Source organism: Pseudomonas marginalis, from assembly GCF_024169655.1.
Classification (GTDB): domain Bacteria; phylum Pseudomonadota; class Gammaproteobacteria; order Pseudomonadales; family Pseudomonadaceae; genus Aquipseudomonas; species Aquipseudomonas paraveronii.
Genome location: NZ_JALJWV010000001.1, coordinates 5,424,933 through 5,444,891 on the forward strand (window position 1 = coordinate 5,424,933; position 19,959 = coordinate 5,444,891).

Sequence of the window (19,959 nt, forward strand, 5' to 3'; positions counted from 1 at the left end):
CGCACCATCGTTCCTGTAGCAACGTCCAAAATAAAACCCAGAACACACCCTAAAAATTCCAAAAAACGGGTAAAACCTCATGCCTTCGCAAAACTCCGTCCTGGCTGCGCGCCCGGCCAACCCGCATGCCGGCATCGGCGACAAGATTCGCGGCGCAATGGCCGTCGGCAAAACCCGCTGGGGCATGCTGGCCCTGGTGTTCTTCGCCACCACGCTCAACTACATCGACCGCGCCGCCCTGGGCGTGATGCAACCGATCCTTGCCAAAGAAATGAGCTGGACGGCGATGGACTACGCCAACATCAACTTCTGGTTCCAGGTCGGCTATGCGATTGGCTTTGTGCTGCAAGGCCGGCTGATCGACCGCGTGGGAGTCAAGCGCGTGTTCTTCTGCGCGGTACTGCTGTGGAGCGTGGCCACCGGCGCCCACGGCCTGGCCACCTCGGCCGTCGGCTTCATGGTCTGCCGCTTTATCCTCGGGCTGACCGAAGCCGCCAACTACCCGGCCTGCGTCAAGACCACCCGCCTGTGGTTCCCTGCCGGCGAACGCGCAGTGGCCACCGGCATCTTCAACGCCGGCACCAACGTCGGCGCGATGATGACGCCGATGCTGCTGCCGTTGATCCTGCATGTGTGGGGCTGGCAGGCGGCGTTCCTGTGCATGTCGGCACTCGGTGGCATCTGGCTGCTGTTCTGGGGCTTGAAGTACTACAACCCGGAAGACCATCCAACGGTTAAGCAATCCGAATTGGACTACGTGCAACGGGAAGTCGAACCGGAACAGCCCCGCGTCCCCTTCAGCCGCATCCTGCGCATGCGCGGCACTTGGGCCTTCGCCATCGCCTACTCGCTGACCGCACCGGTGTTCTGGTTCTACCTGTACTGGCTGCCGCCGTTCTTGAACCAGCAATACAACCTGGGCATCAACGTGACCCAGATGGGTATCCCGCTGATCATCATTTACCTGACCGCCGACTTCGGCAGTGTGGGGGGTGGGATTCTGTCGTCGTTCCTGATCGGCCGCGGGTTGAACCCGATCAAGGCGCGGCTGCTGTCGATGCTGCTGTTCGCCTGCTGCATCGTCGGCGTGATCTTGGCCGCCGGTTCCAGCCAGTTGTGGGTCGCGGTGTTCGCCATCTCCCTGGCGATTGGCGCGCACCAGGCCTGGACCGCCAACATCTGGAGCCTGGTGATGGACTACACGCCCAAGCACATGATGAGCACGGTGTTTGGCTTCGGCGGCATGTGCGCGGCCATCGGCGGCATGTTCATGACCCAGATCGTCGGCCACATCCTGACCGTGACGAACAACAACTACACCGTGCTGTTCACCCTGATCCCGGCGATGTACTTCATCGCGCTGACCTGGATGTACTTCATGGCGCCGCGCAAGATTCCTACAGTCGACGCCTGATTCAGCGCCGCCGCTGCTGCCAAGCAGCGGCCAACCCGCTCATGCAGATCACCCCGATGCCGACCACCGTGGTCAAGTCGGGGGTATGCGCAAACACCAGCCAGCCCAACAACCCCGCGAACACGATCTGGCAATAGCCGAACGGCGCCAGCAAGGCCGGTGCCGCAAAGCGGAAGGCCTGGGTCAGCATCAAGTGCGCGGTCATCCCGCAGGTGCCCAACGCCAGCATCAACACGCCGTGCCACAAGGTCGGCACTTGCCAGAAGAACGGCACCATCGCACTCATCACCAAGGTATTGCACAGGCCGGCGAAGAAGTTACTGGTGGTGGGCGTGTCGTATTGGCTGAGGATGCGCGTGAGCAGTTGGTAGAAGCAGAAGAACAGGGCCGAGCACAGCGGCAGCAGCACCGCAGGGGTGAACAATTCACCGCCCGGGTGGATGATCACCAGCACCCCGACAAACCCGCAGATCACCGCCAGCCATTGGCCACGCGTGACATGCTCACCGAGCAGGGGCACCGACAGCGCCGTCACCAGAATCGGCGCGAGGAAGTTCACCGCCGTGGCTTCCGCCAGCGGGATGTAATGCAGCGCAGCGGTAAAAAACAGGCTGGTGCCCAGCAGGCAAAAGGCCCGCACCACCTGCATCCCCGGCCGCTTGCTGCGCAGCACGCGCAAGCCTGATTGCGGCAGGAAAATCCCGGCCATCAGCAAGGTATGCACCAGGTAACGCGCCCACACCACCATCACGATCGGGTAGAACCCGGCCAGGTATTTGGACAAGGCGTCGTGGCTGGAGAACAGGAAAGTCGCCACCACAATCAGCAAAATGCCTTTGAAGGGATGGTTGACGCCGGAAAGGGGGGTGCTGACAGTCATTGAATTCTCTTGCGTGGCTGGCTGAACGCGGTGGTACTCAACCCGGTAATCTAGCAGCCGGGCATGCGTCTGCCCCAAGAGCATAACCAAACACCGTGCGAACAGCGCACTAAATCACCGCAATCGAGTCCAACGCTGCACGTTCGCCCCTGCGTTGCACACTTTTTAACCAAGGCCTTGCCGCTATGAAAAAAACTGTCTTTCTTCTGTCTGCCCTTGCCCTGCTCGCCGCGTGTAACCAAGAGTCCAAGGCACCCGCCAAACCGGCGCCGCCTTCCGTGCAAGCGACCCTGGTGCCGCAAACCCCACCCACCGACAACTGGGTCGGCAAATGGATCGGCGTCGAAGGCTTGCACCTGACCATCGCCAAGGACGACAGCATCGGCCGTGGCCACTACCTTCTGACCATGCAGTACGGCCTCGACGCCGACGCCGCCGGCACCTTTAAAGGTGAAGCGGCTGAAGACGGCATCGCGTTCACCCGCCCGGACGGCCCGCAACGGCTGCGCGCCGGTGACGGTGCGGCGACCGGGTTGAAATGGCTGGCGGATAAAAAAGACTGCCTGATCGTCGCCACCGGCGAAGGCTATTGCCGTTAATCACGACCATAATCAATCACGGTTAGCACACAGAGGATTGCCCCATGCTATGGAAAAAAGGCCGACGCAGCGACAACGTGGTGGATGCCCGCGATGACAGTGGCGGCGGCGGTGGTATGCGCTTTGGCGGCGGCAAGGGCCTGAGCCTGACCGCGATTGTGTTGATCGTCGGCATCGGCTGGTTGACCGGCCAGGACCCGCTGCAGATCCTCGGCCAATTGACCGGCCAGATGGACCAGGCGCCCTCGGTGAGCACCCCATCGCGCCAGGCGCCGCCGGCCAATGATGAGCAAGTCGACTTTGTCCGCGCGGTATTGGGCGATACCGAAGACACCTGGGGCCAGGTGTTCAAGGAAAACGGCTTGGCCTACAAGAACCCGCAGCTGATTCTGTTCCGCGGCCGGGTCAATTCCGCCTGCGGTGGCGCCACTTCCGCCAGCGGCCCGTTCTATTGCCCGGCGGATCAGCAGGTGTACCTGGACCTGGATTTCTTCCGGGAAATGTCACAACGGTTCAAGGCCGCTGGCGATTTTGCCCAGGCCTACGTGATCGCCCACGAAGTCGGGCACCACGTGCAGACCTTGCTCGGCATCTCCTCGAAGATCCAGGCTGCGCGCCAGCAAGGCCGGCAGATGCAAGGCGACGGCGGCCTGCTGGTGCGCCAGGAGCTGCAAGCCGACTGCTTTGCCGGGGTGTGGGCCTACCGTGCGCAAAAACGCCTGAACTGGCTGGAGCCCGGTGATATTGAGGAAGCGCTGAATGCGGCCAACGCGATTGGCGATGACCGTTTGCAGCAACAGGGCCAGGGCCGCGTCGTGCCGGACTCGTTTACCCACGGCACCTCGGCGCAGCGGGTGCGCTGGTTCAAGACCGGCTTTGCCCAAGGCCAGATCACTCAATGCGACACCTTTACCGCCAAGAGTCTTTAGATGAATACGCGCTTGGGCATGCTGCTGGGTTTGTTGGTCACCTGTTGCGCCCCCGCCTGGGCCGCCGAGCACGGGGTCAAGGTGGTCAGTCCCGAGCGCTTTCACCTGGATGCCGGCGACCTCAGCCTCGGCTTGAGCCAGGATTGGGGTAAACCGCTGCCCAACGTCACGCGTGCGTTGATCATCGTGCATGGTCGCCTGCGCAACGCACAAACCTACCTGCAGAGCGGTGAAGACGCCGCCGAGCAGGCAGGGGTTGGCGGCACGACGCTGGTGATCGCGCCGCAGTTTCTGAATCAGTCCGATGTGAAACGCAATCACCTGGACAATCAACTTCTGCGCTGGAAGGGCAATGACTGGATGGCCGGCGAGCCCTCGGTGGAGCCGGGCGCTGTCAGCTCCTTCGGCGCGCTCGACCAGATCATCAAGCACCTGGGTAACCGCAGGCTATTTCCGGCGCTGAGAGAGATTGTGGTGGCCGGCCATTCCGGCGGTGGCCAGGTGGTGCAACGCTTCGCCCTTACCGGCCACGACCATCCGACCCTGCACACCGAGGGCATCCGCCTGCGTTTTGTGGTGGCCAACCCGTCGTCCTACGCCTACTTCAGCCCGCAGCGCCCAGTGCCGTTCAAGGTCGCCGACTGCCCAGGTTTCAATGACTGGAAGTACGGCATGCAGCACCTGCCCGCCTATGCCAAGGGGCAAAGCGCCGAGCAACTGGAGCAGGCCTATGTGTCGCGTGACATCACCTACCTGCTCGGCCAGCAGGACACCGACCCGAACCACCCCGCGCTGGATAAAAGCTGTGAAGCCGAGACCCAGGGCGCGTATCGCCTGATTCGTGGGCACAACTACTTTGACGCCCTCAAGCAACGCCATCCGCAACTGACCCAGAAGCTGGTGGAAGTGCCGGGGGTTGGGCATAACGGCGACGGGATGTTCACCTCGCCCGAGGGCCAGAACGTACTGTTTTCCCAGTATTAACTGAAGAAACCGGCTCAAAATGTGGGAGGGGGCTTGCCCCCTCCCACAGTTGATCTCTATTGCCCGGGCTGGATCATCCGGCGCAATACCGTGCAATCCTCGGCATGCCAGTCGGCCAACTCGGGCCACGGGTTCTCCGGCAGGTTGACCAACACGGTCCGCGTGCCTGCGGCGCGGCCGCAATCCAGGTCAAAGCGGTAATCCCCCACCATCACCATCGTACTGGGCGATACATCCCAGGCTGCCGCCAGTTTGAGCAAGCCACCCGGATCAGGCTTCGGAGGCGCATCATCACGCCCCAACACATCCTCGGCTGCAAAGCAGTCCACCAGACCAATCGCTTCCAGGGTGATATGCGCCAGCTCCCGCGCATTGCGGGTCAGGATGCCCAGGCGACAACCGCGCCCGGCCAATTCCCGCACCAGTTCCACCGCGCCTTGCGCCGCAACCGAACCCAGCGCCAGCTCGCGCTCATGCTCAAGCAACCAGGCGTGTTTGGCCGCCGCGACATCCGCCGGCAACGCCGCGAGGTGGCTGAGGATGTCGTCCTCGGGCGGTATCCCCAGGGCCACGCGAATCGCCGCAAAGTCATGCACGGCCACCGTGAGCGTGCCGTCCATGTCGAACACCCAATGTTTAATGTCCGCCAGGCTCATGCCCAATCCTTGCGGTGGCGGATCAGGCCTTCCTGGGTGACCGAGGCCACCAGTTGCCCGGCGCGGTTGTACACGCTGCCCCGGGAGAAACCACGGGAATTACCGGCCCATGGGCTGTCCATGGCGTAGAGCAACCAGTCATCGGCGCGCAGGTCGGCGTGGAACCACAGCGCGTGGTCGAGGCTGGCGACCTGCATGTCTTTCTGCCATACGGTCTTGCCATGGGGCAGCAGCGACGTGGTCAGCAGGCCGAAGTCCGAGGCGTAGGCCAGCAGGTATTTATGCAGCGCCGGCGTGTCGGCCAGGGCACCGTCGGCGCGGAACCACACGTACTTGACCGGGTCGGACGGCTGCGGGTTGAACGGGTCTGTTTCGGTCACCGGGCGCACTTCGATCGGCTTGGGGCACAGCAACTTGTCGCGCATGTGCTCGGGGATCAGGTGGGCGCGCTGCTTGGTCAGCTCCAACTCCGACGGCAGGTTTTCCGGGCCGACCACCTCCGGCATGCTGGTCTGGTGTTCGAAGCCGGCTTCGTCGTACTGGAACGACGCGCTGCAGGTAAAAATCGGCTGGCCCTTCTGGATCGCTGTCACGCGGCGCGTGCTGAAGCTGCCACCATCGCGCACGCGGTCCACCGAATACACCACCGGCAATGCCGCATCGCCGGGGCGCAGAAAATAACCGTGCAGGGAATGCACGTGCCGCTCGGGCTCTACGGTCTGGCTGGCAGCCGACAGCGACTGACCGAGCACTTGCCCGCCGAACAGTTGGCGAAAACCCAGGTCCTGGCTGCGGCCGCGAAAGAGGTTTTCCTCGATCGGCTCCAGGGTCAGCAAGTCCACCAGATCTTCCAATACTTGGCTCATAGAGCAACTCCTACAATCTATGGGGCATTCCGGGCTGCTTATCCGTGCAGCGTGTCCAACCATTGGGCGCGGGTGATGCGGTACAAAACATGGGGGCGCAGCGGGTCATCAACTGCGACCTTGGGGTGTTCAAAATCTGCCAGGGGATCGTAATGCATCCCGATGGCTTGCATGACTTTTTGTGATGGCAGATTGGTTTGGGTGGTGAAGGCGACGATTTCGTCCAGTTGCAAGCGGTCGAAACCACAGCGCAACGCGGTCCATGCCGCCTCGCTGGCATACCCCAGGCCCCAATGCTCGCGAGCCAGGCGCCAGCCGATTTCCACCGCAGGGGTGAAGCCGACTTCAAAGCTGACATTCTGCAACCCGGTCAGGCCGATAAATGCGCCGTTGTCCTTGCGCTGCAAGGCCCACAGGCCAAAGCCGTATTCGGCGAAATGCCCACGAATCCGGCCGATCAATGCGGCGCTTTCCAGGCGGTCCAATTGGGCCGGGAAATAACGCATCACCTGCGGGTCGGCGCACATGTGCGCAAACTCCGTCAGGTCGGCATCGCGCCATTGGCGCAACACCAGGCGTGCGCTTTCCAATTCCAGTATCGGCTCCATGGGTCCCCCTCCCTTGCCATGTGCGTGAGTGTACCGCGCTGTTAAGATCCGTCGCAGGTTCCCGTCAGAAAATCCCATGCCTTTGCCATTGATCTATCACGATGACTACAGCCCCGAATTCCCGGCGGACCACCGCTTCCCTATGGACAAGTTCCGCCTGTTGCGTGACCACTTGGTGTCCACCGGGCTGACCCAGGACAGCCAATTACTGCGCCCAGCGCTGTGCCCGGCAGAGATTCTGGCCCTGGCCCATGAACCTGGGTATATCGAACGCTACATGAGCGGCGAGTTGTCCCGCGAAGACCAACGGCGCCTCGGCCTGCCCTGGAGCGAAGCCCTGGCGCGGCGTACCGTGCGTGCGGTGGGCGGTTCGATCCTGGCGGCGGAACAGGCACTGGAACACGGCCTGGCCTGCCACCTGGCGGGCGGCACCCATCACGCCCACTACGACTACCCGGCGGGCTTTTGCATCTTCAATGACCTGGCCGTGATCAGCCAATACCTGCTGGCCAGCGGCCGGGTCAACCGCGTGCTGATCTTCGACTGCGACGTCCACCAGGGCGACGGCACTGCACGTATCCTCCATGACACGCCAGACGCGATCACCGTGTCGCTGCACTGCGAAAAGAACTTCCCGGCGCGCAAGGCCCAGAGCGACTGGGACATCCCGCTGCCCATGGGCATGGGGGATGCCGAGTACCTCAAGGTAGTGGACGACGCGCTCAACTACCTGCTGCCGCTGTACCAGCCGGACCTGGTGCTGTACGACGCGGGCGTCGACGTGCATAAGGATGACGCCCTCGGCTACCTCAAGCTGACAGACGAAGGCCTCGCCGCCCGCGATGAAAGCGTGATGCGCCATTGCCTGGGTCGCGACATTCCGGTGGTGGGCGTGATCGGCGGCGGCTACAGCAAAGATCGCCCGGCCCTGGCTCGCCGCCACGGCATCCTGCACCACAGCGCGCAACGGGTGTGGACGTCATCAGGTTGTCATTGAAGTGTGAGCGTTACCCACAATGCCTGTGGAACGGCCTGTGGATAACTTGAGCGTAAAGCGTTGAAAGCCAGTAACTGCATAGCCTGTAGGAAGCTGTACGTTTTTTGATCAGGAACTTGCGCCGTCCTCGGGTAGAATGCTCGGCCTATTCACGCGACCGTAGCCCTGCCCATGCCTCACACCCCTGCTCAACACGTCACTATTATCGGCGGCGGCCCTGCCGGCCTGATGGCCGCTGAAGTCCTGAGCCAGGCGGGCCTGCGGGTGGACGTGTACGACGGCATGCCCTCGGTGGGGCGCAAGTTCCTGCTGGCCGGCGTGGGCGGCATGAACATCACCCACTCCGAGGCTTACCCGGCGTTCCTGTCACGCTACGCCGAACGTGCGCCGCAGATGGCGCCGTTGCTGCGTGCGTTTGGTGCGCAAGCGCTGTGCGAATGGATTCATGGCCTGGGCATCGAGACCTTTGTCGGCACCTCCGGCCGGGTGTTTCCTACAGACATGAAAGCCGCCCCGCTGTTGCGTGCCTGGCTCAAGCGCCTGCGCGACCACGGCGTGGTTATCCACACCCGCCATCGCTGGCTGGGCTGGAGCGCGGACGGCGGTTTACTTATCCACAGCCCGGACGGCGAAAAAACCATCCACAGCGACGCCGTGCTGCTCGCCCTTGGCGGCGGCAGTTGGTCGCGCCTGGGCTCCGACGGCACCTGGCTCAAGCGGCTGGAAGCTAAAGGCGTGCCCTGCGCGCCGTTACAGCCAAGTAATTGTGGCTTCGAGGTGTCGGCCTGGAGCGAACTGATGGTCAGCAAATTCGCCGGCGCGCCGTTGAAAAACGTCGCCATTGGCCTGGGGGATGACAAGCCACGCCTGGGCGAGTGCGTGATCACCGCCACCGGCATCGAGGGCAGCCTGATCTATGCGCTGTCGGCGCCGATCCGTGAAGCGATCAATCGCGAGGGCGCGGCCACGGTGCATATCGACCTGCTGCCGAGCAAGCCGCTGGACAAGGTCCAGGCCGCGCTGGCGAAACCGCGTGGCTCGCGTTCGATGAGCAAGCATTTGCACAGCCAGTTGGGGTTGGATGGGGTGAAGGCGGCGTTGTTGCGCGAACTGGCACCCGCCGAACACTTCAACGACCCGGCGCAGTTGGCTGTGGCTATCAAGGCATTGCCCCTGAGCCTGGTGCAGACCCGGCCGATGGATGAAGCGATCAGTACGGCGGGTGGCGTGCCGTTTGAGGCGCTGGATGAGCGGTTGATGCTCAAGCAGTTGCCGGGGGTGTTTTGTGCGGGAGAGATGCTGGATTGGGAGGCGCCGACCGGCGGGTATTTGCTGACGGGGTGTTTTGCCAGTGGCAGAGCGGCCGGGCGGGGGATGTTGGAATGGTTGAACACTTCAGATTTGCGGTGAACTCAAGTCCGTCATCGGGGGCAAGCCCCCTCCCACATTTTGACTATGTGAACCCGATCAATATGTGGGAGGGGGCTTGCCCCCGATGAGGCCTTCAGCAGCGCCGAAAAATCACTTCTTCTTACGCGGCCCAGTATTGAACACCGGCACCTTGCGCACCGGCTTGATCGACGGCTCCGCCGGCGCTACCTCACCACTGTCCACCCACTTGCCCAGGTTGCGCTTACCGCCACCACCGGAAGCCTTGGGTTTCTTCGGCTTTTTCGGCTTCTTCACCACCTGCCCGCTGGCATCGGTATCCGGCACACGGTGTTCCGGTTCGAAATCCTGCTCCATATGTCGGGTCAAGGTCTGACGGGTCAGCATCTCGATGGCCGACAGCATGTTCACTTCATCGGCACACACCAGGGAAATCGCTTCGCCGGTGTTGCCCGCTCGGCCAGTGCGGCCGATACGGTGGATGTAGTCCTCAGCCACGATCGGCAGGTCGAAGTTGACCACCAGCGGCAGGTCTTCGATATCCAGGCCACGGGCCGCCACGTCGGTGGCCACCAGGATCTGCACATCGCTTGACTTGAAGCGGTCCAGCGCACGCTGGCGGGTCGCCTGTGGCTTGTCGCCGTGGATGCCGTCTGCATTGATGCCCAAGCCCTGCAGTTTATCCACCAGCGCATCCACGCCGTTGCGGGTCTTGGCGAACACCAGCACCTGCTTCCAGCGGCCCTTGCGCATCAGGTGGACAAACAGCTCCGGCTTGCGCTTCTTGTCGACCGGCACCACCCATTGCTTGACGGTATTGGCGGCGACGTTGCGCGGGCTGACTTCGATGCTCAGCGGGTCGTTGAGCATTTGCCCGGCGAGCGTGCGGATTTCATCGGAGAAGGTCGCGGAGAACAGCAGGGTCTGGCGCTTTTTCGGCAGCATGCGGTAAATATTCGCCAGCTCCTCGGAGAAGCCCAGGTCGAGCATGCGGTCGGCTTCGTCGAGCACCAGGGTTTGCAGTTGATTGAGTTTCAGCGCGTTCTGGCGAAACAGGTCGATCAGGCGGCCAGGCGTGGCGACCAGCACGTCGACGCCTTTGCGCAGCTTCATCATCTGCGGGTTGATGCTCACGCCGCCGTACACCGCGTAGGTGGTGAGCGGCAGGTTTTGGGCGTACTCAGCAACGCTGGCGTGAACCTGCTCGGCCAGCTCGCGGGTCGGGCACAGGATCAGCGCACGCGCCGAGTTGGCAGCGACTTTCGGCCCTTCCATGGTCAGCAGTTGCAAGAGCGGCACGGCGAAAGCGGCGGTCTTGCCGGTGCCGGTCTGGGCGGCGGCCATCAGGTCGCGGCCGGCCAGCACCGCCGGAATGGCTTGCGCCTGCACCGGCGTCGGGGTCTGGTAGCCGAGCGTCTCAAGGGCGCGCTGCAAGGGTTCGATCAGGCCAAGTGTGGCGAAAGTCATGTGTTTACCGTAGGGAAAATTCAGCGCCTAAGCGGGTAAAAAGGCGTTATGCGCGGCAGTTTACCTTATTTTCGGCCCAGGCTTTCGCCACTGGGGCAGGCTGATCAACAGCACGGCGCTGATGATCACCAACATGGCCAGTGCCTCCTCGATACCGATGGACTCGCCGACAAACACGATCCCCAACAACACCGCCACTGCCGGGTTGACATACGCATAGCTGGTCGCGGCCGCCGGGCGCACGTGCTTGAGCAGGTACATGTAGGCGTTGAAGGCAATGATCGAACCGAACACCGTCAGGTAGGCCAGGGCCAGCAAGCCTTCCAGCGGCGGCATGGCTTGCAGGTGCTCACCGGACAGCGCACTGCCAATCAACAGCGCCACACCGGCCACCAGCATTTCCGCTGCACTGGCCATGGCGCCCTGGGGCAGCGACAGTTGCCGGCTCCACACCGAACCGAACGCCCACGAGGCAGCGGCAAACAGCAGCAAGGCCGCGCCGATCGGACTCGATTGCAATGTGCTGCCCATGTTGAGCATGGCGATGCCGACAATGCCCAGAATCACCCCCGCCCATTCCAGCCGGGTATTGCGCGCGCCCCAGAAGTAACCACACAGCAAGGTGAACAGCGGCACGGTCGCCACGGCCAGCGCGGCGACCCCGGACGACACGCCCGCATGCTCCGCCAATGTGACACCACCGTTACCGAAGGTGAGCAGCAAAATCCCGATCATCCCGGCAGCTTTCCATTGCGCCCACGTCGGCGCCGGCACCCCGCGCCAGCGCAAAAACGCGTACATCAGCGCACCCGCCGTACAAAACCGAATCCCCGCCAGCAACAGCGGCGGCCAGTACTCCACACCGATCCGGATCACTAGGTAGGTAGACCCCCAAATCACGTACAACGCAAAAAAGGCGGCGATCAACGGTAAGGGAAAGCGACGTGGGCCAGGCATTGGGCAGCTCTGCGGCAGAAAAAGAGAGGCTTATTCTAAAAAGGCAGGCGCATAAACATAAGTTACAAAACCTGTTTAAACCGCCCATACACTTTTCAAAGCATGGTTATGAGGGCTATAAACCATGTTTTCGAAAGCCGCTTAGCGCTGGAGCCTTTTCATGGACAAATACGACCGCATGCTCCTCAGTGCCCTGCTCGAAGACGGCCGCGCCTCCTTCGCGCAACTCGCACGCACGGTCAACCTCTCCGCCCCCGCCGTGGCCGAACGCGTGGCCAAGCTGGAAGCCAGCGGCGTGATCACCGGCTACCAGGCCAAGGTGGATCTGTCCAAAGTGGGTTTGCCGATCCAGTGTGTGATCGAACTGCGCCTGACCAACCATGGCAGCCAGAAGGTGTACGACGCCCTGGCCGAAATCCCCGAACTGACCGAATGCCACCGGGTGACCGGCGACCCGTGCGTCATCATGCAAGCGGCAGTGGGCTCGATGCCGGAGCTGGAGAGTTTGATTAATCGGATAGCGAAGTTCGGGTTCAGCAAGACCTCGATCATTTTGTCGAGCGCGATAGAGCGGCGGGTGCCGTTGGGGCAGTTGGAGGGGAATGGGAAAAGTGGTGGCTGATCCAGCGCCATCGGGGGCAAATCGAATCGTAGCACCGCCCCTCCCACATTTTGAATGTGTTCATCTATTAAGGTGGGAGGGGGCTTGCCCCCGATGGCGTCAGAGGCCGCACTGCAGACTTGAACGCTGAACGATCAAGTCGACAATTTGCTCAAGGGTGGTGATGTGATCCCAATCTGCCTGCGTCGCGCGCAGTTTGAATTGCCACTTGATCTGCATGACGAAGCAAGTCAAATCGTCATCGATGATCTTGAAGTCATGGATGAAATCCGTTTGCTCCGTCACCTGGCTGCGGTCGATGAAGCCGATGATATCGACGAACAGTTGAATGACCTTTTCGCTGATCTCGGCTCGGGTCAGATTACTTTGCATTTCTTGCCTCATAGGCACACTTACCAATACTGATTAGATCAAAGACAGCCAACCCCGCAGCCACGAAGGGAATGCCTCGTCCGATGTAGTCCTTGTTCGTATATGAAGGGCAAGATGTTAAATCGCAGCAAAAGGCGATTGACGGGAGGAGGGGAAATACAGAAAGGTCCGACGGGGCAGCAGGTTGAAGCCTACTGACTATTCAAACAGCGGATAAAAGCCCCCCACAAAGAGCCGCTATTTCAATGGCCAGCAAGACCAATCCCTTTCATGAGCCTCGAAGATGCCCTCGCCCATGCGGCGGACTTGCTGCATTGCGCGGTGAAAACTGCGCACTTGCCGGGAGAGGCGATGAACGCGCAGCAACGGGCGGTGATGCATTTGGTGGAAATGGCAAAGGGGGTGGTGGATCGGGCGCTGGAGTGTGTGCAACCTCGTTGAACCACACATAACGAATGTGGGAGGGGCGGTGCGACGATTCGACTTGCCCCCGATTGCGGTGGGTCAGCTACACATAAGCTGACTGATCCACTGCTATCGGGGGCAAGCCCCCTCCCACATTTGGAGTTTCATTGTTCTTGAAAGCGCGCTCGGGCTCAGAACCCGCGATGCTTCTTCAAATGCTCATTGATCTTCGCCGCCGGCACTTTCTGCAACGAACACAACAAGTCATGGGACAGCTCGCGCAAGCCATGGGTACGCCGCAGTTGCTCGGCCAGGTGCGCCGTCAAGTTAGCCGCCATCTCCGCATCCGCCATGGCCCGGTGCGCCTGGCCGGTGTGGGGCAGTTGGGCGTAGCTGTTGAGGGTGCCGAGTTTATGGTTGGGCGCCGCAGGCATCAGGCGACGGGCCAATAGCAGCGAGCAGGCGAATTTTTGCAGGCGGGTGCGGCGGATCAGGCCCAGTTCGAAGTCCCAGAACTTCTGGTCGAACGCGGCGTTGTGCGCCAGCAGCGGCGTGGTGCCGACGAACTCGTTGACTTCGTTCATCACCCGCTCGGCCGGTGGCGCGCTGCGCAGCATGGCGTTGCTGATGCCGGTGAGCTGTTCGATAAAGCCCGGCACGCGCACACCTGCGTTCATCAGGCTCTGGTAACGGTCCACGATTTGGCCGCGCTCAAGGATGACCACCGCGATTTCCGTGGCCCGGCAGTGGCTGCTCGGGGTGATGCCGGTGGTTTCAAAGTCGATGACCGCTATACGTTCCAAACCTGTTCCAACTCCGTCTAAGCATTTATTTATTGAGCCGCAGCGCTTATTTGAGCAGCAACGCGCCTTCGATCGGCACGTAGCGGCTGGCGGCGCGTATCAGTGAGTTGGCCGTCAGCCCCGGTACGCCGTAGGCCACGGCTTCGACGCCATGCTTGTGGATGATGCGGTCGAGCAGCATGTCGAAGTCACCGTCGCCGGACGCCAACACCACTTCGTCAACGTTAGCGGCGGCGTCCATGATGTCGATAGTGATGCCCACGTCCCAGTCGCCCTTGGCCGAGCCGTCGCTGCGCTGGATGTAGGGCTTGAGCTTCACGGTAAAGCCCAGGTTGCGCAGGATCTGCTGGAATTGCTGCTGCTTGCTGTCGCCACGGTCGATGGCATAGGCATACGCCTCGACGATCTGCCCGCGCGAGCTGATGTCAGCCCACAGGGCCGCGTAGTTGAAGTGACAGCCATACGCCTGGCGCACGGTGTAGTAGAGGTTTTGCACATCGGCGAACACTGCAATTTTCTTCACCGCACTTCCCCATGACTGCCGCTTGGACCCCGGACGCGAAGGTCCGCAAAGGTTGCCAGTATGCCAGTCACGGGAAAGTTTCCGGGAAAAATCAGCCCGGGGCGGCAAAGCGCCCCGGGCCTGGGTGCGTCAGACGAAGGAATCGTCGTCGTCGAAGGAAGAGGAATCGCTATCGGCGAAGCTGTCCGAGGCGTTGTCGCTGCCCCAACTATCATTGCCCGCGAATTTCTGGTCATCGTTGCCCCAGTTGCCGTTGTCACTGGCGGGCGCCGGCTCTTCACGGATGATTTCTTCCACAACCTGCGGCTGTTGCGAGTTGTGATTGAACAGACTGCTGATACCTTGAGCCAGCATCACGCCACCGGCTACGCCTGCGGCGGTTTTCAGGGCGCCACCGAGAAAACCACTGCCGACTGGGGCGGCGGGTTGTTGTGGCTGTTGGTAATTCTGCTGCGGCGCTGCGTAGTTTTGTTGCGGCGCGGGCTGTCCAAAAGCGGGCCGTGCCGGTTCACGCCAGCCGCCGCCCGAAGAGGCCGGAGCGCTCTGTGTCGGTTGTGTATCTCGGGGACCGCCGCCAAAAATACTCGACAGAAAGCCACCACCGCTCGGCGCCGGTTGTGCCGCCTGGGACTTGGCCCGCTGCAGTTCATCCTGCAATTGCTGGATCTGTTGCGCCTGTTGCTTGTTCTGCGCGTCGAGACTCTTGAGCGCGTGTTCCTGCACCAGGATCGACTGGGTCATGTAGTACCCGGCCGCCGGTTGGCGCGTCATATGCTCCTTGATCCGCGCTTCGGCCTGGGCGTCGCGGGGGGCTGAATCCGTTTCGGCTTGTTGCAGCCGTGAAAACAGTCCATCGATCAGGGTTTGCTCTTCGCTGTTCATGGCGACCTCGTTAGATTGCCGGTAGAAATCATGGTCCGGCCTGTGATCAGGCCCGGTCCTCCTAGTTATGGGGGTGTTACCAGTTGTTTCAATGGTCTTTACTCAAGGTTTACGTTTGCTTGCTCACGGCACCTATCGGTTAAAGTGTGCCCCTGCTTTTTTCGGCCTGTGATGACTCTGATGAATCCGTTAGACGTACTGCGCGACTCCTTCCGCTTCACCCGGCACAACCTGGGCGCCATCGTCCAGCTATGCCTGCCGCTGGTGATCCTCGAAGCCCTGCTGCAACAGGTGCTCGACCATACGCTCGGCCCGGACGCATTCCCCGGCTACAGCGTGATAGTGGGGTTGCTGGTGTATCCGCTGTACACCGGCGCGCTGATCCTGTTTCTCGACGCCCGCACCCGTGGCGAATCGCCGCGCACCCAGGATGTGTGGGCCATGGCCCTGGCCCTGTGGCCGCGCTTCGCCCTGCTGACGGCGATGAGCACGCTGCTGATACTGCTCGGGCTGTCGCTGTATTTCCTACCGGGCCTGTGGCTGATGGTGGTGCTCGCGTTTGCCGAGTACCTGCTGGTGCTGCGCGGTATGCCCGCACTGCAGGCGATGAAGGAAAGTTTACGCCTGACCCGTGGGCATTTCTGGCGAATCCTGGTGTGCCTGCTGTGCGTAATGACGCCGCTGTGGCTGCTCAAAGGCGCCAGCATGGCGGCGTATCCCGAGCCCGCGCCGTTGCTGGGGGTGCTGATCGACAGTGCGCACAGCTTCCTGCAGCTGTTTACCAGTGTGGTGCTGTTCCGTTTATTCATGCTGATCGGTGGCGATGCCGACGTGCGGTGATATGCTCGGGGCCACTCCTGACACGCTATAAGCCGAGCCGATGACCCGTTTCTTGCGCATCACCTTGCTGGGCCTGCTGCTTATTGCAGGCCTGCTGACGGCCCTGATCTACAGCCTGACCTGGCGCCCCGCCGACAAGCAAACCCTGCCCGTTAGCTGCATCGCGCCGCGTGCGCCGACCCTGCTGCCCGGGCAGGCGCTCAAGGTGATGACCTGGAACGTGCAGTACCTGGCCGGCAAGAACTACGTGTTCTGGTACGACACCGCCGACGGCAGCGGCCCGGACGACCGCCCCACCGTCGAAGACATGGCCTTCAGCCTCGACGAGGTGGCCCGGGTGATTCGCGACGAACAGCCCGACATCCTGCTGTTGCAGGAACTCGATGAAGGCGCCAAGCCGTCCCACTACCAAGACCAGGTGAAGCTGCTCCAGGAGCGCCTGGCCGACCTCTACCCCTGCAGCGCCCAGGCGTTCGACTGGAAAGCCGACTTTATCCCCAACCTGCATATCTTTGGCAGCGTCGGCCGCAAGCTGGTGACCCTCAGTCGCTACCAGATCGAACACGCCGAACGCCTGCAACTGCCCGTGCCGCACGCCAACTTCATCAGCCGTCAGTTCCAACCCAAACCGGCGTTGCTGCTGACCTACCTACCGCTGAGTGACGGCGGCCAACTGGCGGTGCTCAACACCCGTCTGGAAGGCGACGAGCCGGGTCGTAGTGCGGTGCAGGAACAAGTCCAGGCCACGGTGAAACTACTCGACAAATTCGAGGGCCGCGGGACGCCCTGGTTGATCGGCGGGGATTTCAATGTGCTGCCACTGGGGCAATTCCTGCGCCTGGATGCCGGTAAACGCGGGCAGTATTCGCCAGACAGCGAACTGCATCTGCTGTGGGACAAATACCCGATGATCCCGAGCAACAGCGAATCCAGCGGGATTGATCGTGAGAAGTGGCTGACGCACTTTCCCAATGACCCGAGCCTTGACGGGCCGGATCGCACCGTCGATTACCTGTTCTACAGTTCGCGGATCAAGCGGGTGGAGGCGAAGGTGCGCCAGGCGGATACGTTGCGCATTTCCAACCATTTGCCGGTCATTGCACGGTTTCTGCTGCCGGCCGCGCAGTAACCGCCCCTCCCACATTTGAATCGCTGTCACGCTTACTTTCTGGGTTTGATCCGCGCCGTCGCCTCGGCCACCAACGGGTCATCCGGCCAGTAATGCTTGGGATAGCGCCCCTTCAGATCCTTCTTCACCTCGGCGTAGGTACTGCGCCAGAAGTTCGCCAGATCCTGGGTCACCTGCACCGGCCGTCGTGCCGGTGATAACAGGTGCAACTTGACCACCTGGCGCCCGCCGGCAATGCGCGGTGTATCCGCCAGGCCGAACAATTCCTGCAGGCGCACCGCCAGAATCGGCGGATGCTCGCTGTAGTCCAAACGCACCGAGGAGCCCGACGGCACCTTCAAATGCTGCGGCGCCAGTTCGTCCAGGCGTTGGGGTAGCGGCCAGGGCAACAGGTTGTGCAGGTAGCTGGAAATATCCAGGTTGGCGAAATGGCTGAGGCGCGAGACCTTGCCCAGGTAGGGCATCAGCCAGTGTTCCAGGCTGGCGAGTAAGGCGCTGTCGCTGACGTCGGGCCATTCGCTGGTTTTGCCGGTGTCGAGCTCGCGCAGTAGCCTCACGCGGGCCTGCCATTGGCGCAGTTCCGGGGTCCAGGGCAACAGCTCCAGGCCTTTGCGCCGGACCAGGTTGACCAGCGCCTGGCTGCGCGCATTTTCGTCGAGGCCGCTGAGGGGTTCGCGGCTGAGCACCAGTTCGCCGACTTTGCGTTGGCGTTCGGCGCGCAGCACGCCTTCGCGCTCGTCCCAATCCAATTGATCGACGTTGCGCACTTGTTCGGCGAGCACCGTGTCGAACAGCGTCGGATCAAAATCCGCCGCCAGGTAGATGCGTTCTTCGCGCTGGCCCTGGCGGCTGCCCAGGTCGGCAATCACCAGCCAGGCTTGTTTCATCAGGCTGTCAGCCTCGGCGAAGACTGCGGCGCGGCCATTGGCCAGGCGGTATTCGGCGCCGCCGGGGCGGCGTTGTTGGGCCACGCGGTCGGGATACGCCAACGCCAGCAGCGCACCGAGCCAACGCGGATGTTCGGGGTCGGCCACCGGCTTGGTCGCCTGGCCGCGCAAATAGCCGCGATATTGCCGGGCCAACTGCTTGGCGCGCTGAACACCGCCCTGGGTGCCGCGTGCGCGTTCTTCACCGGACAATAACGCCAGGCGACTGTGCAAATCCGCCCCGCCCCCGCGCAGGATATCGCGCTCGCCCAACAGCGCCGCGACATCACACGCGGTGGCCGCCAGCCCCAAATCCTGCCCACGCAGCAACAGATGGGCGATGCGCGGATGGGCCGGCAGCTCGGCCATCTTCTGGCCGTGGGCGGTCAGTTTGTCGTCATTCAAGGCGCCAAGGCGTTGCAGCAGGTCCTGGGCCTGGGCATACGCGGCAGTGGGCGGCACGTCGAGCCACACCAACTGCGCGGGCGTAACGCCCCAACGCGCCAGTTGCAAGGCCAGCCCGGCGAGGTCGGCCGCGAGGATTTCCGCGCTGCCATAGGCGGCCAGGCCTTCGTGCTGGTCCTCGGACCACAGGCGATAACACACGCCCGGCTCCAGGCGCCCGGCCCGACCGGCACGCTGGGTGGCACTGGCGCGGGAGATGCGCTGGGTGTCGAGGCGAGTCATGCCGCTGCCGGGGTCGAAACGCGGCACACGTGCCAGCCCGGCGTCGATCACCACGCGCACGCCATCGATGGTCAGGCTGGTCTCGGCGATGTTGGTGGCCAGCACCACTTTGCGCTTGCCGGCGGGCGCCGGGTCGATGGCGGCACGCTGGGCGTTCAGGTCGAGTTCGCCATGCAGCGGGCAGAGCAGTACATCGGCGCGATCACCCAGAGCGTCCGCCAGTTGCTGGTTGACCCGGCGGATCTCCGCCTGGCCGGGCAGGAACACCAGCACGCTGCCGGTTTCGTCCTGCAGCGCGTCGAGGATGGTCTGCACCAGGCGCGGCTCGATAAACTCACCGACCTGGTACGGCCGCCCCCAGCGCATCTGCACCGGGAACATGCGCCCTTCGCTGCGCAGGATCGGCGCGTCATCCAACAACGCGGCCAGGCGTTCGCCTTCGAGGGTGGCGGACATCAGCAGGATTTTCAGCGGCTGCTCGTCGCGAAACAGGTCGCGGCCATTCAGGCTCAGGGCCAGCGCCAGGTCGGCGTCGAGGCTGCGCTCGTGGAACTCGTCGAAGATCAGCAGGCCCACGCCGTCCAGCGCCGGGTCGTCCTGCAGGCGGCGGGTGAGGATGCCTTCGGTGACCACTTCGATGCGCGTGTTGGGGCCGACTTTACTGTCGAGGCGGATGCGATAACCAACGGTTTCACCGACCTTTTCCCCCAGCTCGCTGGCCAGGCGCTCGGCGGCGGCGCGCGCGGCCAGGCGGCGCGGTTCGAGCATCAGGATGGTCTGCCCGGCCAGCCAAGGCTCATTCAACAAGGCTAACGGTACGCGGGTGGTTTTACCGGCGCCGGGCGGCGCTTCCAGCACGGCTTCATGGCGATTCGCCAAGGCGTCACGCAAGGCGGGTAAAACATCATCGATCGGCAACGAATTCATACTGGCTCCAAAGCAGAGCGGCGAGTATAACGGCGAACTGTCGGATACCGGTGGTGGTCTCCCGTAGGCGCGAGCCTGCTCGCGAAAAATCACAGAG

20 protein-coding genes and 1 pseudogene are annotated in these 19,959 nt (G+C 62.5%); 10 read left to right on the forward strand and 11 right to left on the reverse strand.

What is annotated here, in order from left to right; all coding sequences use genetic code 11:
* The first annotated feature begins 79 nt into the window (after window positions 1-79).
* Window positions 80-1,414, forward strand: a complete 1,335-nt coding sequence (locus J2Y83_RS24970) for an MFS transporter (RefSeq protein WP_253399321.1) — start codon at window positions 80-82, stop codon at window positions 1,412-1,414.
* A gap of 1 nt (window position 1,415) precedes the next feature.
* Here the strand turns inward: J2Y83_RS24970 and J2Y83_RS24975 are convergent, their stop codons facing one another.
* The gene (locus J2Y83_RS24975; RefSeq protein WP_253399323.1) at window positions 1,416-2,294 is read right to left on the reverse strand and encodes a DMT family transporter; all 879 of its coding nucleotides are present in this window, start codon (window positions 2,292-2,294) and stop codon (window positions 1,416-1,418) included.
* 185 nt (window positions 2,295-2,479) lie between these two features.
* Between J2Y83_RS24975 and J2Y83_RS24980 the strand changes: the two genes are divergently transcribed.
* From J2Y83_RS24980 to J2Y83_RS24990, 3 genes are read left to right on the forward strand one after another with little or no spacing between them, the layout of a single operon-like run.
* Complete coding sequence (locus J2Y83_RS24980; RefSeq protein ID WP_253399336.1) at window positions 2,480-2,893, forward strand: lipoprotein; 414 nt, start codon at window positions 2,480-2,482, stop codon at window positions 2,891-2,893.
* Between the two features lie 44 nt (window positions 2,894-2,937).
* Window positions 2,938-3,822, forward strand: coding sequence for a KPN_02809 family neutral zinc metallopeptidase (gene ypfJ / locus J2Y83_RS24985; RefSeq protein WP_253399338.1), 885 nt, complete (start codon window positions 2,938-2,940; stop codon window positions 3,820-3,822).
* Window positions 3,823-4,806, forward strand: coding sequence for an alpha/beta hydrolase (locus J2Y83_RS24990; protein WP_253399340.1), 984 nt, complete (start codon window positions 3,823-3,825; stop codon window positions 4,804-4,806).
* Between the two features lie 56 nt (window positions 4,807-4,862).
* Here J2Y83_RS24990 and J2Y83_RS24995 read toward each other — a convergent pair whose 3' ends face one another.
* The 3 genes from J2Y83_RS24995 to J2Y83_RS25005 are packed head-to-tail and all read right to left on the reverse strand — an operon-like array spanning window position 4,863 to window position 6,936.
* Entirely contained in the window at window positions 4,863-5,462 is a 600-nt protein-coding gene (locus J2Y83_RS24995; RefSeq protein WP_253399342.1) for an HAD family hydrolase, read from the reverse strand.
* Window positions 5,459-6,328: an acyl-CoA thioesterase II gene (gene tesB / locus J2Y83_RS25000; protein WP_253399344.1), complete on the reverse strand. Its 870-nt coding sequence runs from the start codon at window positions 6,326-6,328 to the stop codon at window positions 5,459-5,461. The genes J2Y83_RS24995 and tesB overlap by 4 nt, the downstream gene beginning before the upstream one ends.
* 38 nt (window positions 6,329-6,366) lie before the next feature.
* Window positions 6,367-6,936, reverse strand: coding sequence for a GNAT family N-acetyltransferase (locus J2Y83_RS25005; RefSeq protein WP_253399346.1), 570 nt, complete (start codon window positions 6,934-6,936; stop codon window positions 6,367-6,369).
* A 76-nt stretch (window positions 6,937-7,012) separates the two neighbouring features.
* Here J2Y83_RS25005 and J2Y83_RS25010 point away from each other — a divergent pair, with 76 nt between their 5' ends.
* On the forward strand, window positions 7,013-7,933 hold the full coding sequence (locus J2Y83_RS25010) for a histone deacetylase family protein (protein WP_253399348.1): 921 nt from the start codon (window positions 7,013-7,015) through the stop codon (window positions 7,931-7,933).
* 171 nt (window positions 7,934-8,104) lie between these two features.
* On the forward strand, window positions 8,105-9,343 hold the full coding sequence (locus tag J2Y83_RS25015; protein ID WP_253399350.1) for a TIGR03862 family flavoprotein: 1,239 nt from the start codon (window positions 8,105-8,107) through the stop codon (window positions 9,341-9,343).
* Window positions 9,344-9,454: 111 nt separating this feature from the next.
* On the opposite strand, the gene J2Y83_RS25020 is transcribed toward J2Y83_RS25015, so the two are convergent.
* Both J2Y83_RS25020 and yedA read right to left on the reverse strand, forming a co-directional pair.
* Window positions 9,455-10,789, reverse strand: coding sequence for a DEAD/DEAH box helicase (locus J2Y83_RS25020; protein ID WP_126588946.1), 1,335 nt, complete (start codon window positions 10,787-10,789; stop codon window positions 9,455-9,457).
* Between the two features lie 60 nt (window positions 10,790-10,849).
* Window positions 10,850-11,746, reverse strand: coding sequence for a drug/metabolite exporter YedA (gene yedA / locus J2Y83_RS25025; RefSeq protein WP_253399352.1), 897 nt, complete (start codon window positions 11,744-11,746; stop codon window positions 10,850-10,852).
* 160 nt (window positions 11,747-11,906) lie between these two features.
* Here yedA and J2Y83_RS25030 point away from each other — a divergent pair, with 160 nt between their 5' ends.
* Window positions 11,907-12,368, forward strand: a complete 462-nt coding sequence (locus J2Y83_RS25030) for an Lrp/AsnC family transcriptional regulator (RefSeq protein WP_247405006.1) — start codon at window positions 11,907-11,909, stop codon at window positions 12,366-12,368.
* 99 nt (window positions 12,369-12,467) lie between these two features.
* On the opposite strand, the gene J2Y83_RS25035 is transcribed toward J2Y83_RS25030, so the two are convergent.
* Window positions 12,468-12,740: an acyl carrier protein gene (locus tag J2Y83_RS25035; RefSeq protein WP_253399359.1), complete on the reverse strand. Its 273-nt coding sequence runs from the start codon at window positions 12,738-12,740 to the stop codon at window positions 12,468-12,470.
* Window positions 12,741-13,010: 270 nt separating this feature from the next.
* On the opposite strand from J2Y83_RS25035, the pseudogene J2Y83_RS25040 reads away from it, so the two are divergent.
* Window positions 13,011-13,181, forward strand: a pseudogene (locus J2Y83_RS25040) (DUF3077 domain-containing protein); the annotation flags it as partial.
* 155 nt (window positions 13,182-13,336) lie between these two features.
* Here J2Y83_RS25040 and J2Y83_RS25045 read toward each other — a convergent pair.
* From J2Y83_RS25045 to J2Y83_RS25055, 3 genes are all read right to left on the reverse strand, one after another.
* Window positions 13,337-13,948 carry a 3'-5' exonuclease gene (locus J2Y83_RS25045; RefSeq protein WP_253399361.1) on the reverse strand — a complete coding sequence of 204 codons (612 nt, stop codon included), beginning with the start codon at window positions 13,946-13,948 and terminating at the stop codon, window positions 13,337-13,339.
* Between the two features lie 46 nt (window positions 13,949-13,994).
* On the reverse strand, window positions 13,995-14,471 hold the full coding sequence (locus tag J2Y83_RS25050; RefSeq protein ID WP_017848308.1) for a LabA-like NYN domain-containing protein: 477 nt from the start codon (window positions 14,469-14,471) through the stop codon (window positions 13,995-13,997).
* Between the two features lie 129 nt (window positions 14,472-14,600).
* Window positions 14,601-15,353: a DUF2076 domain-containing protein gene (locus J2Y83_RS25055; RefSeq protein WP_253399363.1), complete on the reverse strand. Its 753-nt coding sequence runs from the start codon at window positions 15,351-15,353 to the stop codon at window positions 14,601-14,603.
* Window positions 15,354-15,533: 180 nt separating this feature from the next.
* Here J2Y83_RS25055 and J2Y83_RS25060 point away from each other — a divergent pair, with 180 nt between their 5' ends.
* Together J2Y83_RS25060 and J2Y83_RS25065 are read left to right on the forward strand one after the other, a co-directional pair.
* Complete coding sequence (locus tag J2Y83_RS25060) at window positions 15,534-16,193, forward strand: YciC family protein (RefSeq protein WP_253399365.1); 660 nt, start codon at window positions 15,534-15,536, stop codon at window positions 16,191-16,193.
* A gap of 40 nt (window positions 16,194-16,233) precedes the next feature.
* Window positions 16,234-17,322, forward strand: a complete 1,089-nt coding sequence (locus tag J2Y83_RS25065; RefSeq protein ID WP_253399374.1) for an endonuclease/exonuclease/phosphatase family protein — start codon at window positions 16,234-16,236, stop codon at window positions 17,320-17,322.
* 32 nt (window positions 17,323-17,354) lie between these two features.
* Here the strand turns inward: J2Y83_RS25065 and hrpB are convergent, their stop codons facing one another.
* Window positions 17,355-19,862 (reverse strand): ATP-dependent helicase HrpB, encoded by a 2,508-nt coding sequence (gene hrpB / locus J2Y83_RS25070; protein WP_253399376.1) that lies wholly within the window; start codon window positions 19,860-19,862, stop codon window positions 17,355-17,357.
* Window positions 19,863-19,959: the final 97 nt, after the last annotated feature.